Genomic DNA, 14,433 nt, shown 5'->3' with positions numbered 1-14,433 from the left:
TGAAACAATGAAATCGTGGAAGGTTAATTCAGATATGTGGTATCACCTTGTGTGGAGAAACCCCAAAATATTTTTTGAAGGCCTCTGAAAAATGACTGATATTTGTATATCCGACAGTAAAAGCGGCCTGACTCACATTATAATGACCATCCTGAAGCAATACATATGCTTTCTTCATTCGTTCTTCTCGAAGATACTGATAGATTGTTTTTCCGTAATACTGCTTGAAAAGACGCTTCATCTTATAGTCATTCATTCGGATTAAGTAGGAAAGTTCCTGCAGGGAAGGCGGGCAATCCAATCGACGGATGAGAATCTCGTGGGCGTTATGAAGACATTCCATATCAGCGGCTGAGAGAGGCAACGGACGATCTTCTTTCCAATCGGGGCATAAAAGCCGTTCAATATTTATGGAAAGCAGTTCCAACACTTGGCTTTCTAACAAAAGGCGATTCAACTGGCCCGTCGACATTTCCATTTCATTGTCAAGTTTGCTCAGCAGTATTTCTTCACGTGTATCATGACGAAAGGAATAATATGGGCAAGCAAAATTTTGGAAAGCAGAGAACTTTTGCCCCTTTTCCCCACAGACTGCTTCACAAAAATCATCAAAAATATGAGGCTCAACCCAAATAGAGTATGTCCTGATTTCTTCTCCGCATTGATACTCTGAACGACTTCTGGTTTCCCCTAAAAACCCAAGGTTGGAATAGCCAGGTTTGATTTCAACAGGAACATTCCCTAATTCGCTGTATAAAGAATTCTTTTGACTATATGCAAGTTCAAAGATAGGACTAGTGGTAGCTGTTACCCACTGCAGTTTTCGATCTATGATCCCGGAAGAAAAGAAAAGCTGGACACCTGGGCGAACTTCGATCTGTTTGCGCAATGGAAATCCAGATGACGATTTGAATTTCAGAGATAAGTCGGACACATTTCCCCTCCCCTTTTTCACAAACTAACTAAGTCAAAAATTGAAGTACACAGATCTCTGTAAAATAGATTATAGTTAGTTAGTGCTAACGTGTCAAGTTGCTGTTATCCCTTTGGGGGCAAAAAAAATCCCTCTTGGGGCTGAGAGTGATATGGCAATGTGCTAATATTCACATAGGTTAGTTTGTGCTAACCGATGTATATCAAACAAGGAGGACAAAACAATGAAAAAAATGTTGAGCGGATTGCTTTGTTTTGCGATGTTATTCAGCATGGTGGCTTGCTCAAGTACAACAGAAACGTCCGGCAATTTAGAATCACAGCCGGGTGAAATGGAAACTTCGCAGACGGGGCAGAACGGCGACACGATTACAGTAACAGATATGAAGGGAACAGTTGAAATCCCCGCAAATCCGCAGCGCATTGTAGATACATCCGGATCTGCCGACGAACTGATTATTTTAGAGATGCCTTTTGTCGGATCAGCCAATACCAGTATGTTTGATCCCACCACAGTTCCTGAATATCTGCAGGAATACTTTGCAGAAAACAACGTGGAAACCGTAGGTAATTATTCCGGCTCCGCCGGCGACCTGGATCTGGAAAAAATTGCAGAGTTGGAACCGGATCTGATTATTATGAATATCCGTCACGACAATGTTTATGATCAGATGTGTGAAATCGCCCCTACTGTTATGCTAGACGATGATATTAGCTATGTAAACTGGAGGGGGCGCTTCCAGCAACTGGGGGAATGGTTCGGGAAAGAAGATGTGGTCGAGGAATGGCTAGCGAACTATGATGCACAGGCTGCTGAATATGCAGACCAGCTCAAAGCGGTCACGGGAAATGACACTTTTGCTGTCATTGAGGACAACTCCGTGCGTTCTGGTACATATTATGTCTACAGTACGGGTGGCCCTGGAGAACTGATTTATGACGCTTTGGGGCTTCCGGCATCTTCCGGAGTCCCTGAGAATGTCTGGGGTGCAGAAGTAGATGCGGAATATTTTTCTCAGATAGATGCCGACCACGTTCTTTACTTCAGCGATGACGGGACAGTAGGTGATACAGCAGATCTTCCTACCTGGAAGAATTTGAAAGCTGTACAGAACGGGAACGTATACTGCGGCATCAACGAACAGCAGTATGATTTGGCCTATACGCCTAACGGTAAATTGATTTACATGGAGCGAATAGTCAATGCAATCCTCAACCACCAAAACATTGATGAGTAAAAAGCGCTTTGCGGGTGGGTCCACTGCTTCTGGGCAGTGGATCCACTCCAAGACCGGATACATCCTTTTTTTGCTGATTTTAGCTGCACTTTTAATTGTTTCTGCACTTATAGCGGTAGGCGTAGGTATTGCCGGGGGGAGCGTTTCGGAATTGATCCATGCGCTTCTACACTTGGATCTGTCCACATCGCTTTCACAGATCATGCTGGAAATGCGCTTGCCAAGAGTTGCTGCCGCCTGTATCACCGGGGCGGCTTTTGCACTGTCAGGCACTGTTATGCAAGGAATCACCCGCAACCCTCTGGCTGACGCCGGCCTTTTAGGTATCAATGCGGGGGCTTGCTTTGCTGTTACACTTTGCACTGCGTTCTTACCGACACTATCTTATAATGGGTTGATGGGTGCAGCGTTTCTGGGCGCAACTGTAGCGGCCCTAATAGTTTACGGATTCGGCGCGAAGAAGAAAAAAGCCGATCCGATTCGGCTGATTTTGGCAGGTTCGGCTGTTTCATCTTTTTTAACAGCACTCAGCCAGGGAATATCTCTTGCATTTGGCCTTTCTAAAGACCTTTCCTTTTACACGGCGGGTAGCCTTTCCGGAATACTCTGGCCTCAGGTCAAAGCAGTGACTCCCTGGCTGCTGATAGCCGTTATAATCGGACTTCTTCTTGCACCTAAACTATCCATCTTGGCGCTGGGCGATGAAAGCGCTTCAGGCCTCGGGGTAAATGTCGGCCTTGTCCGTGCATTTGGCCTCTTTGCCGTGTTGCTATTGGCCGGGGCAAGTGTATCGCTGGTTGGAGGCATATCCTTTGTCGGGATTATCATTCCTCATGTGGCACGAAAACTGGTAGGGGCAGATTATCGACGGCTAGCCCCTGCTGCCGCACTGATGGGCGCCGTTCTCTTGGTGCTTTCTGACGTTGCGGCCCGCATGCTCCAAGCACCTTTTGACACCCCGACAGGAGCGCTGGTTTCTGTGATCGGTGTGCCGATTTTCCTATTGCTGACCTATCGGAACAGGGGGACTAAGTTATGAGAAGAAAGCGCGCATGCCTGATACAATTCATCTTAGTCCTTGGCCTCATCGCCACCGTGTTGCTTTCACTTAACAGCGGATACTTACAGATCGGCCTCGCTGATCTGTGGGGGGCAATTACCGGTACGGCAGAGAAAACAAGCACACTGATTCTGTTAAAGATGCGGTTGCCAAGAATCATATTGGCCGTTTTATGCGGTATGGGACTGGCTCTGTCTGGCTGCACTTTGCAGGCCGTGACAGATAATTCTCTGGCAGATCCGGGGATCATTGGTATTAACGCTGGGGCAGGCTTTTCCGTCATGATTTTTATGTGGATGTTTCCGTCCCTGCATATTGACACCAAGTTCTATCGCCCCTTGTTTGCGATGATGGGCGGTCTGCTGACAGCATTTTTCCTTTATAACTTCGCCAAACGAGACGGCAGAATACGCCCGGCACATTTCCTTCTTGGTGGCATTGGCGCCTCAGCTGGCTTCACTTCTATGATGACCATATTGGGAACAAATATCAACAGCTCCATTTATCAAATGGTTCAGCGCTGGCTTGTGGGCAATATTTGGGGTACTGATTGGTATCAGATCAAGATCCTGTTGCCCTGTCTGCTCGTATTGGTTCCGCTTCTCTTCTGGCGGGTTAATGTTCTCGATCTTCTTTTGCTGGGAGAAGATTCAGCGTCTGCATTAGGCGTTAGAGTCGGACAAGAGCGCAGGGTGCTACTCTTTCTTTCTGCCGCACTAGCCGCAAGTTGCGTTTCGGTCAGCGGAGGAATCGGGTTTATCGGTCTGGTTGCGCCTCACATTGCCCGAAGGATTACGGGGGTGCGGCATCGCAATTTGCTTCTTACTTCTATGCTGACTGGCGGAATTCTGCTGGTGCTGGCAGATACAGTGGGGCGCGTCCTGCTTTCTGGGATAGAAGTTCCGGCAGGTATCGTCATCTCCATATTGGCAGCGCCATATTTCCTGTATCTACTGCACAAGCAAATTTAAGGGGGTGAATTTGATGCAGCAGGGAATCGTAGCGGAAAAATTGTCGGCAGGTTATGGGGACACACCTGTTTTTCAAAATCTTAATTTGAAAATATTGCCTGGCAAAATCACAACGCTGATCGGAACAAACGGTTCTGGTAAATCCACAATTCTAAAGACGCTGTCCAGATTGCTGACACCTGCAGAGGGTACTGTCTGCTTGGATGGCGATTCGATCTTTCGTATGTCAACAAGAGCAGTGGCACAAAGGCTGGCAGTGCTTCCACAAGGGGCGCAGGCCCCCAGCGGCATTACGGTGAAAGACTTGGTCGAATATGGAAGATATCCTTACCGCAAAAGACTATCTGGTCTGACAAGCAAGGATGAAGAAATTATCAAATGGGCACTGGATAGCACAAATATGCTGGATATGGCTGGCCGGGAAATGGACCAACTTTCCGGCGGGCAGAGACAGCGAGCGTGGATCGCAATGGCTTTGGCACAGAAAACAGGAATCCTTTTTCTGGATGAACCTACGACATACCTGGACATTTCTCATCAACTGGAAATCTTGCAACTGCTCAAACAATTGAACAGGAGGCAAGGTGTGACGGTGGTTATGGTGCTGCATGATTTGAATCATGCGATAATGTTTTCTGACCATTTGGTGGCGATCAAAAACGGAGAAAAATATCTGGAAGGCGCGCCGGAGCAGGTTATTACCCCGCAGATGTTGCGGGAAGTTTTTGATGTGGAGGCAGAGGTTATACAGCATCCTGTGTTAAATGTGCCAGTATGCCTGCCTTATGGTGTGCGTGGCCAGATGTTTGAAAATCACAAGGAGGAAAAGAGACTATGAAGGCAAGAAAATTTTTATCTATGGCAGTGATCTGCGCTTTTAGCAGTGTCCTGCTTCTCTCCGGATGTTCTGAATCCAGAGGTTCTGGCAGCGCGTATCAGGCGGGCACCTATACGGCCAGCGCTGAAGGGTATGGAGGGGATGTAACTGTCGAAGTAGAATTTGACAACGAAAGCATCCTGTCCGTTACAATTTTGAGTCAAAATGAGACAGAAAGTGTAGCAGGTCAGGCCCTAAAGGAAATCCCGGAACAGATTGTAGAGGCACAGACCAGCGAAGTTGACGCTATTACGAGTGCAACTATTACAAGTGATGCGATTATGACCGCCGTAGCGGATTGTATCCAGCAGGCTACACAGGGATAAGAAAGGGATGCGCAAAAGGACTTTGCAAGGGGATGGAGACTTATATGTCTGATAAGAAAAAGAAACATACTGCATTTATAGAATTTGCGAGCTCTTATCAGAATGTGTTGATCTTGGTGCGTATTCCTTTTAGTATCAGCTCTGCCCGATGCATTTAGATGGCATGACCCGTGATAATTTTGCACCTTGGAGCGGGGGCGATGCTGATCCCGCCAGGAAATGACACGACTTCACTTTGGCACGTAACCAGAATATGATCGACCTGATGCCAAATCCCGCAGTGGTCATCGATCTGACTGGTGGCCGCTTGGCGTTGATGGTACGATTAGAACGGTACGTCCCAATAGTCATAAGATTTATTGACGGGTGCGTGCAGGAGTGTTCCACATGCACCCGCCCAAAACTGTCATGTGTGAACATGGACGCCTCTTGACAAACCTCCTTGCAAGCCGTAATATAACATTGATATATAACAATGTTATAAGGAGATGCTCCATGGAAGAAAAATCTACTACCACATTGGAAAAGATCCAAGAAGCAGCCATGACGGAGTTTCTGGACAAGGGCTTTCTGGGGGCCTCCCTGCGGCAGATCGTGAAGAACGCCGGGGTGACTACCGGGGCTTTCTACGGCTACTTCTCCAGCAAAGAGGCGTTGTTTGCCTCTATCGTGGAGCCTCACGCCAAGGCGCTGATGGGCCGGTTCATGGAGGCCCAGACCACCTTTGCCGAACTGCCTGAAGAGCAGCAGCCTAACCACATGGGGGTGGAGTCCAGCGACTGCGTCCACTGGATGGTAAACTACATCTGTGCCCACCGGGAGCCGGTGAAGCTGCTCCTGTGCCGCTCGGAGGGTACCGGCTATGAGCATTTTGTCCACAACATGGTGGAAGTCGAGGTCGAGTATACGCTCCGATACATGGAGGTGCTCCGTCGTCTTGGACGAAATATCCCGGTGCTGGATCACTCGCTGTGCCATATTATTGCCAGCGGAATGTTTAGCGGCATCTTCGAGATCGTGGTCCATGATATGCCCCGAGAGCAAGCTCTTCGAGACGTAGATCAGCTGCGGGACTTCTACACCGCGGGATGGATAAAATTGATGGGGGGATAACGCCTGTCTTTTTGGGGTAATAGTTAGTTTTTGCTAACTTTTAGAAGGAGGTTTTTTCCATGAAGCAGAAGAAAAAGAGCGATATAGCGGCCCTGCTGAATTATGCGGGGAGCCACAGGGGGCTAACCTTCTTGGGTCTCGGCCTGTCGGCGTTGTCCATGCTATTGAGTATGGCGCCCTACCTCTGTATCTGGCTGGCGGCTCGGGATCTGATTGCTGTGGCGCCCGACTGGACGCAGGCACAGACCGTCGCACGGTACGGGTGGGTCGCCTTTGGAACAGCGTTCGGCGGCATTGTGCTATACTTTGGAGGACTCATGTGTACCCATCTGGCGGCCTTCCGCACAGCGGCCAACATCCGAAAGCGGGGTGTAGCACATGTAATGAACGCCCCTCTGGGCTGGTTCGACGCCAACGCCTCCGGCCTGATCCGCGGCCGGCTGGACGCGGCGGCGGCCGATACCGAGACCCTGCTGGCCCACAATCTGGCGGACATCGTGGGCACTATCGTCCTGTTTATAGCCATGCTGGTGCTGATGTTCGTCTTCGACTGGCGGATGGGCTGCGCCTGCTTGCTGGCAGCGGTAATCTCCATCCTCAGCATGTTCGCCATGATGGGCGGCAAGAACGCTCAGTTCATGGCGGAGTACCAGGCGGCCCAGGATCGAATGACCAAGGCCGGCACCGAGTATGTCCGGGGTATCCCGGTGGTGAAGATCTTCCAGCAGACGGTCTACTCCTTCAAAGCCTTCCAGCAGGCTATTGAGGAGTACAGCACCAAGGCCGAGCGCTATCAGGCGGACGTGTGCCGGGTGCCCCAGTCCATCAACCTGACCGTTACCGAGGGTGCCTTCATGTTCCTGGTGCCGGCGGCCCTGTTCCTGGCTCCAGGGGCCCTGGTCGCCGGGAGTTTCGCTGGATTCTTGACCGACTTTGCCTTTTACGCGGTGTTCTCCGCCATCATCTCCACGGCGCTGGCACGGATCATGTTCGCCTCCTCCGGCATCATGCTGGCCAGCACCGCCCTGGGCCGCATCCGCATGGTCATGGAGGCCCCGGAGCTGAAAGCACCAGAGCGCCCCAGGGCGCCTCAGGGCAGCCGGGTAGAGTTCCGGGACGTGAGCTTCACCTACGACGGGGCAGAGACGCCCGCTCTCAGCCATGTGTCTTTTACAGTAGAGCCGGGACAGACCGTGGCCCTGGTGGGCCCCTCCGGCGGCGGCAAAACCACCGCCGCCAGCCTGATCCCCCGGTTCTGGGACGTGTCCTCCGGCGCGGTGCTTGTGGGCGGCGTGGATGTGCGGGACATGGACCCCCACGCGCTCATGGATCAGATTGCCTTTGTGTTCCAGAACAGCCGGCTGTTCAAGACCTCCATCCTGGAGAACGTCCGGGCCGCAAGGCCAGAGGCCACCCGGGAGCAGGTGCTCGCCGCCCTCATGGCCGCCCAGTGCGGAGACATTCTGGAAAAGCTGCCAAAGGGCATGGACACTGTGATCGGTACAGAGGGCACCTACCTCTCCGGCGGAGAGCAGCAGCGGGTGGCCCTGGCCAGGGCCATCTTGAAAGACGCCCCCATCGTGGTGCTGGACGAGGCCACCGCCTTTGCCGACCCGGAGAACGAGGCCCTGATTCAGAAGGCCTTTGCCCAACTGACGAAGGGCCGCACGGTCATCATGATCGCCCACCGCCTGTCCACCGTGGTGGGGGCGGACAGGATCCTCGTCATGGACCAGGGGCGCATAGTGGAACAGGGCACGCACGAGGAGTTGACTGCCGCCGGCGGGCTGTATGCCAGGATGTGGGCGGACTACAACCGGGCGGTCCAGTGGAAGATCACCAGCGAACGGTGAGAAAGGGGGAAGGGAAATGTTCAGCAAAGCGTTTCAGCGCAAATACGCCCTGACCGACCAGGGCCTGAAAAACACCAAAAGCGGCGCGTTCTGGACCGTCGTCACCAACCTGGTGGTCATGGGCGGCATGGGCATCCTTTACCTGCTGATGGGGGGCTTTATGGGCACCCTGACGGACGGCGCGCCCCTGCCGGGGGCGGCGCTGCCGGCAGTCCTGACCGTGGGGTTCGTCCTGCTGTCCTTTGTGACCCACCTGCAGCAGTACCGGGCCACCTACGGCCTGGTGTACGGTGAGGTCAAGACCACCCGCCTGCGCCTGGCGGAGCGGCTGCGGAAGTTGCCCCTGGGCTACTTCGGTAAGCGGGACCTGGCGGACTTAACTGAAACCATCATGGGGGACGTAAACCGGATGGAGCACGTGTGGAGCCATGTGCTGGGATACCTGTACGGGGCCTACATCTCCACTGCCATCATCGCCCTGTGCCTGCTCTTCTACGACTGGCGGCTGATGATCGCCTGCCTTTGGGGTGTGCCGGTGGCCTTTGGGCTGCTGTTCGGCAGCCGGAAAATCGCGGCTCGGAGTTCCGAGGTCACAAAGAAAGCTGCCCTTCGGGTCTCCGACGGCATTCAGGAGGCGCTGGAGAACGTCCGGGAGATCCGGGCCGCCAACCAGGAGGAGCGGTATCTGGCCAGCCTCTATGAGAAGATCGACCAGCACGAAAAAGTCACCATCCGGGGCGAACTCACCACCGGATTGTTCGTCAACGCCGCTAGCGTCATCATGCGCCTGGGGGTGGCCACCACCATCCTAACGGGAGCCAGCCTGATCCTCTCGGGGCAGATCGACTTCATGGTGCTGTTCCTGTTCCTGCTGGTCATTACCCGGGTATACGCTCCCTTCGACCAGAGCCTGGCCCTTATCGCGGAGATGTTTGTCTCCCAGGTGTCTGCCGACCGCATCAACGAGATCTACGAAACCCCCATCGCCAAAGGAGTGGAGACCTTCCAGCCACAGGGCCACGACATCGTCTTCGACCATGTGGGCTTTGCCTACGACAAAAAGCAGGTGCTCCGGGACGTGAGTTTCACTGCCAAAGAGGGAGAAGTCACGGCTCTGGTAGGGCCCTCCGGCTCTGGAAAGAGCACCTGCGCCCGCCTGGCCGCCCGGCTGTGGGATGCCACCGAAGGGACTATCCGGGTGGGCGGCGTGGACATCGCCACCGTGGACCCGGAGGTGCTGCTCACCGACTACTCCATGGTATTCCAGGACGTGGTACTTTTTGATGACACGGTACTGGAGAACATCCGCCTTGGCAAGCGGGGCGCAACGGACGAAGAGGTACGTGCCGCTGCCAGGGCTGCCAACTGCGACGAGTTCGTCAGCCGTCTGCCCCAGGGCTACGACACGCCCATCGGGGAGAACGGAACGAAACTCTCCGGCGGGGAGAGGCAGCGGATTTCCATCGCCCGGGCCCTGCTGAAGGACGCCCCCATCGTCCTGCTGGACGAGGCCACCGCCAGCCTGGACGTGGAGAATGAGACGAAGGTGCAGGAGGCCCTGTCCCGCCTGCTTCAGGGCAAGACGGTGCTGGTCATCGCCCACCGAATGCGTACCGTGGCGGGGGCCGACCACATCGTGGTGCTGGAGGACGGCCATGTGGCCCAGCAAGGCACACCGGCGGAGCTGATGGAGCAGGGAGGCCTCTACCACCGCATGGTGGAACTTCAGAGCGAGAGCGCCCAGTGGCGGCTGAACAGATGAGTAGCATTGTATCATAAAGATATTATTATTTACAGAAATTGCATTGGTGCATTAGAAAAGTCCTTTGCACCACAAAAATCAGCGGCTAGGAGGTAATGATGAAACTTCATGCATCGGGAGAAGATTACCTGGAGGCTATCCTTGTCCTCCACAAGAAAGCGGGCATGGTGCGCTCCGTGGATGTCGCCCGGCATTTGGATGTATCCAAGCCCAGCGTGTGCCATGCGGTGGCGACCCTGCGGGACGGAGGCTTTCTGACGATGGACGGGGACTACTTCCTGCACCTGACCGACATTGGCCGGGAAGTAGCGGAACAGATCTATGAAAAGCACCGCTTTTTTACTGAGCGCCTGATCGCTGCTGGCGTAGCACCCGAGACAGCCGAGCGGGACGCCTGCCGCATTGAGCACGTAATCAGCGACGAGAGTTTCCAAAAATTAAAGAAACAACTCATGTAATCTGTGGAGATTGAACTCATTCCACCAAGAGTGTCTTTGAAATTGAGGATGACCAATATGCAAAACGCTCCGCGCTCCCGAATTCTCCTATTGCTGCAACTTCTCCTGGAGCAGACCGATGAGCACCACTACGCAACTGGCGCAGATATTCTCCATTTTTGGGAGACTCATGGCATCCAGGCCAACCGGAAAAACGTCTACAGCGATATCCAGCTGCTCATGGAATTTGGGTTGGACATCATCTGCATCAAAAGCACGCAGAACCGTTACTTTATCGGCTCCCGGCTGCTGGAGCTGCCGGAACTGAAACTGCTGGTGGACGCCGTGGAGTCCTCCCACCTCATCACGGAGAAGAAAAGCGCCGCCCTCATCGAGAAGTTGGGCCACCTCACAAGCCGGCACAACGCCGCGCTCCTGAACCGCCCCGTCTACATGGACGGCACGGCCAAGCCGGACAACGAGGCCGTGTACTACGCCATCGACGCCATCCAGACGGCGATCCACGAACAGCGGGCCATCTCCTTCCAGTATTTCGAGTACACGCCGAAAAAGGAAAAGATCCTGAAACATAAAGGTCCGGCCGCACAAGGGTATCACCTCAAACCGCCCAGAGCAAAGGGAGGACTCGCCACTAAAAGCGGCGAGTCCTCCCTGAAACATTATGGTATGCATTGCAACCATAATCATAACCACCGGCCGTGCCGGTGGTTTGCACAGGACCCCTTAGGGCCTTTTGCCTGCCAAACCTACAGGCTCATCGAAATATTTTCGCTCGCATGAGGTGCCCTACTGCTATTGAAATAGCGGTAGGGTGCTTCTTTTCCCTACTTTCTAAACCATCAGAATCCTATCCTATCGTTTTGTTGTGTTCCTCGCCTCGCTCGGATATTTTATTCCGGGCATAGCTAAAACTTTTTGGAACCACCAGCTTTGCTGGTGGTTTTCTTTACAACAAGAGTGGCTTTTGTTGTAAAATAACTCCATCGGGCCGTGAATGTCTGCTTTCCATCGGCGGAGCGGCCGTTTTCCACATTTCCATAGCGCAAAATTGCAGGATGGCATCAATGGTGCATTGCTTTTTCATGCGGGATAAGATATACTGAACATACAGGTTAGTTATTGCTAACCTATTGATTTGCTTACAAGTGAAAGGGGATGTATATGAACTGGACGCGCACCATCCTGGACGGGCTCGCCATGGCGGCCTATTTTAACCTGTTCGCCGCGGCGGTGGCACTGTATAAGCCCCGGTTGATGTTTCCCTGCTATCCGCCCGCCATCATCAAGGCGGCGAAAGAACCGCCGACAAATGCCGAAAATCATTTTTACTGGCTTTGGATCTGCTTTGGAGAATTGCTGCCCCTCCTACTTTATGGCGCGGCCAGCACTGCGGAGGGCGGCACAACAGGATTCTGGCGTCTGGCCCTGACGGGGTATATCCAGTGGATGATCGTCAATGTCTGCGACCTGTTTTTTCTGGACCTCTGGCTGATACAGAAAAAAGCAAAACCCCACTTTGTCATCCCAGGAACCGAAGGGCACCCCGGCTATGCGTTCAAAGTCTGGATGAAGGGCTACGCTCTGCCGGAGCATCTGCTTCAGTGGCCGCTCTTGCTGTGCCCGCTCATGGCGGCGGCCCAGGCGGGATTGTGTCTGCTGTTGCAAAAAATATGATAATAAGGAGATGGTTCAAATGAAGCAAAATCAAGTCCAGCAAAAAGAGATTCGCCTTGGGACGCATGGGGAGAATTACGGGAGCTGGATGTCAAACCCTGTTTTCTATGTGATGGGTGGCCTTTTGGCGCTGTCTGTGGTACTGGCGGTGCTGTCCTTTGCGGTGTTCCATATCACGGCGCTTGGTGTGGTGTTCGTGATTGCCGCAGCGATCCTGCTGGTGCTGCTCCTGTGGTGCGCCTGGATACGGCGTCAATATGCCTTTGGAGGCGGCGGTATGATGGATCGGACCCACATGGTTGTCCTCTCCCATCTGGATTTTGACGGGCAGGGGCAGCTTCTGGAAGTGGGCTGCGGCTCCGGGCCGCTGTCAATCCGGGCGGCCCTGATGTGGCCGGAGGCAAAAGTAACGGGCATTGACTATTGGGGCGCGGACTTCGGCTACAACCAGGCTATGTGCGAGAAAAATGCCGCCAGTGAGGGCGTTGGCTCCCGGTGCCGGTTCCAGCATGGGGACGCCAACAAGCTGGACTTCCCGGACGAGAGTTTCGACGCCGTGGTGAGCAACTATGTCTATCACAACATCATGGGCGCAGACAAGCGGGCGTTGCTGCTGGAGACCCTGCGGGTGCTGAAAAAGGGCGGCGTGTTCGCCCTCAACGATGAGATGAAGCCCCGCATGTACGGGGACATGGAGGCCTTCGCCCAGGAGCTGCGGGACATGGGATATGAGAATGTGCAGCTCATCGACACGGCCCAGGAGGCCTTCGGCTCCCGCCGGCGGGCGGGCATGATGATGCTGGGCGACTCCCGGATGCTGGTGGGGCGGAAGTAAGACGGAGGTTTGTCATGACCTATACATATTGTGAAAGGCTGATGTGGGCTGCCATCGCTCCTGCCGCATTTCGGTATCTGGCAAGGCAGGAGTTGGGATGGGATATTTCTGCGTTGAAGCAGCTCTCTAAGCAGATTTACCGGCAAATGGTATCCCGTACCCCGGATATTGGCTCCATGATGGAAAACCCGTTGCGGGTCTGCCTGACTGGTGGAATTCTATGGCTGTCTATCTATAAGGCGGCAGAAGAAAAAATGAGTGAAAAGCGCTTTGAGGGCATGGTAAGTGCCAGTATGCGTTCTCCTCTGGTTGTGGCTGCCTTCCGGGGCAAAGCCAAGACTGCATTTACTTTGAAGGCTCAATATAAGCGAGCAGCGACTGCATCTTTGGCGGATGCAGATAGGAACCCCTTTCAGTGGAATGCCGAGGTCATCTTCGGCCGGGATGCAGAGGAATATACGATCCTTTACCACCAGTGCGGTCTGTGTGCCTTGGGCCGACAGGAGGGCCTTCCTCATCTGGTTCCCTATCTATGCGCTCTGGACACGATGTCCGTCGACTGGATGGGTGGGCGGCTCTACCGTACCAAAACACTGGCTACCGGCGGAGACTGTTGTGACTTTTATATCTGCAAAAAGGGTTCCCGTTGGGACAAAGAACGGCAGGGAAAATAGAAAGAGGAAGATTTGATGACGCTTGCGGAGTTTCGCCGGGCCTATCTCGCCGCCACCTTCCTCCCGGCCTGCCGGGAGGACCTGATTGCCTTGATGCCGAGTCCCACGGTGATCACTGACCTGGCCGGCGGCCATCTGGCTCTGATGGTAAGATTGGAGCAGCACGTCGGCCTTGTGACAAAATTTATTCTGGAGCGGACACCATGAGGAAAGCCGGCTGGTTAATTCCAGCCGGCTTTCCTATACCATTATTCCATTTTAATGCCCCACGATCAGTCGGTAGATGGTGAGGGGCACATACCATACCGCCACCAGCAGGCGCCACACCAGAACAAGGCCCCCGATGAGACCACCAATGATGAAGTTCAGTATGAACAGCGCGGCGCCGCCGCCCAGGGAGCCGCCACCCGGCACGATCCAGACGCACATCCGATGGATGCCGAAGGGCAGGCCGCAGAGTATCCAGAGCCAGAGAAGATCCAGCTCCCCATTCCTCATACAGGCGGATTTGAAAATGCAGTACAGAAGCCCGGCGATGGCAACGGGCAAAACTGCCTTCTTGAAAAAATCCTTGATGGCCTCGGTCCTCGTCATTTGCGCCACCTCCATTCATATCACCATTATACAGGCAAAATCCAAACAAGCCCAGGGGCTTTTGA

Annotated in this window: 16 protein-coding genes; 14 read left to right on the top strand and 2 right to left on the bottom strand. The window is 53.6% G+C overall.

The genetic code is table 11. The annotated features are described in order from the left end of the window. Positions 1-28: 28 nt before the first annotated feature. On the bottom strand, positions 29-934 hold the full coding sequence (locus B5G42_RS01675) for a helix-turn-helix transcriptional regulator (RefSeq protein WP_087266041.1): 906 nt from the start codon (positions 932-934) through the stop codon (positions 29-31). A 223-nt stretch (positions 935-1,157) separates the two neighbouring features. Between B5G42_RS01675 and B5G42_RS01670 the strand changes: the two genes are divergently transcribed. The 14 genes from B5G42_RS01670 (at position 1,158) to B5G42_RS01605 (ending at position 13,981) form a co-directional block, all read left to right on the top strand. Next, on the top strand, positions 1,158-2,171 hold the full coding sequence (locus B5G42_RS01670; RefSeq protein WP_087266039.1) for an ABC transporter substrate-binding protein: 1,014 nt from the start codon (positions 1,158-1,160) through the stop codon (positions 2,169-2,171). Further along, complete coding sequence (locus B5G42_RS01665; protein WP_242961096.1) at positions 2,137-3,210, top strand: FecCD family ABC transporter permease; 1,074 nt, start codon at positions 2,137-2,139, stop codon at positions 3,208-3,210. The genes B5G42_RS01670 and B5G42_RS01665 overlap by 35 nt, the downstream gene beginning before the upstream one ends. Beyond that, positions 3,207-4,202, top strand: coding sequence for a FecCD family ABC transporter permease (locus B5G42_RS01660; protein WP_087266037.1), 996 nt, complete (start codon positions 3,207-3,209; stop codon positions 4,200-4,202). The genes B5G42_RS01665 and B5G42_RS01660 overlap by 4 nt, the downstream gene beginning before the upstream one ends. A 13-nt stretch (positions 4,203-4,215) precedes the next feature. After that, positions 4,216-5,040: an ABC transporter ATP-binding protein gene (locus B5G42_RS01655; RefSeq protein ID WP_087266035.1), complete on the top strand. Its 825-nt coding sequence runs from the start codon at positions 4,216-4,218 to the stop codon at positions 5,038-5,040. Next, entirely contained in the window at positions 5,037-5,405 is a 369-nt protein-coding gene (locus B5G42_RS01650; RefSeq protein WP_087266033.1) for an FMN-binding protein, read from the top strand. The genes B5G42_RS01655 and B5G42_RS01650 overlap by 4 nt, the downstream gene beginning before the upstream one ends. A 495-nt stretch (positions 5,406-5,900) precedes the next feature. Next, complete coding sequence (locus B5G42_RS01645) at positions 5,901-6,518, top strand: TetR/AcrR family transcriptional regulator (RefSeq protein WP_087266031.1); 618 nt, start codon at positions 5,901-5,903, stop codon at positions 6,516-6,518. Between the two features lie 59 nt (positions 6,519-6,577). Then, positions 6,578-8,371 carry an ABC transporter ATP-binding protein gene (locus B5G42_RS01640; protein ID WP_087266029.1) on the top strand — a complete coding sequence of 598 codons (1,794 nt, stop codon included), beginning with the start codon at positions 6,578-6,580 and terminating at the stop codon, positions 8,369-8,371. Positions 8,372-8,387: 16 nt separating this feature from the next. Then, positions 8,388-10,133 (top strand): ABC transporter ATP-binding protein, encoded by a 1,746-nt coding sequence (locus tag B5G42_RS01635; RefSeq protein WP_087266027.1) that lies wholly within the window; start codon positions 8,388-8,390, stop codon positions 10,131-10,133. Positions 10,134-10,231: 98 nt separating this feature from the next. Next, positions 10,232-10,591 carry a metal-dependent transcriptional regulator gene (locus tag B5G42_RS01630; protein WP_087236166.1) on the top strand — a complete coding sequence of 120 codons (360 nt, stop codon included), beginning with the start codon at positions 10,232-10,234 and terminating at the stop codon, positions 10,589-10,591. A gap of 90 nt (positions 10,592-10,681) precedes the next feature. Further along, positions 10,682-11,371 carry a hypothetical protein gene (locus B5G42_RS01625; RefSeq protein WP_206406153.1) on the top strand — a complete coding sequence of 230 codons (690 nt, stop codon included), beginning with the start codon at positions 10,682-10,684 and terminating at the stop codon, positions 11,369-11,371. A gap of 381 nt (positions 11,372-11,752) precedes the next feature. Then, positions 11,753-12,265, top strand: a complete 513-nt coding sequence (locus B5G42_RS01620; RefSeq protein ID WP_087266025.1) for a hypothetical protein — start codon at positions 11,753-11,755, stop codon at positions 12,263-12,265. A 19-nt stretch (positions 12,266-12,284) separates the two neighbouring features. Continuing rightward, positions 12,285-13,100 carry a class I SAM-dependent methyltransferase gene (locus tag B5G42_RS01615; RefSeq protein ID WP_087266023.1) on the top strand — a complete coding sequence of 272 codons (816 nt, stop codon included), beginning with the start codon at positions 12,285-12,287 and terminating at the stop codon, positions 13,098-13,100. 14 nt (positions 13,101-13,114) lie between these two features. Continuing rightward, a complete protein-coding gene (locus B5G42_RS01610) occupies positions 13,115-13,774 on the top strand; it encodes an L-2-amino-thiazoline-4-carboxylic acid hydrolase (protein WP_164475005.1) in 660 nt (219 codons plus the stop codon). A gap of 15 nt (positions 13,775-13,789) precedes the next feature. Further along, positions 13,790-13,981: a hypothetical protein gene (locus B5G42_RS01605; RefSeq protein WP_087266021.1), complete on the top strand. Its 192-nt coding sequence runs from the start codon at positions 13,790-13,792 to the stop codon at positions 13,979-13,981. A gap of 51 nt (positions 13,982-14,032) precedes the next feature. On the opposite strand, the gene B5G42_RS01600 is transcribed toward B5G42_RS01605, so the two are convergent. Continuing rightward, positions 14,033-14,368 carry a DUF6050 family protein gene (locus B5G42_RS01600; RefSeq protein ID WP_087266019.1) on the bottom strand — a complete coding sequence of 112 codons (336 nt, stop codon included), beginning with the start codon at positions 14,366-14,368 and terminating at the stop codon, positions 14,033-14,035. Positions 14,369-14,433: the final 65 nt, after the last annotated feature.

Source organism: Flavonifractor sp. An91, assembly GCF_002159225.1.
Taxonomy (GTDB): Bacteria; Bacillota; Clostridia; order Oscillospirales; family Oscillospiraceae; genus Flavonifractor; species Flavonifractor avicola.
This window is presented reverse-complemented; position numbering and strand designations above follow the sequence as displayed.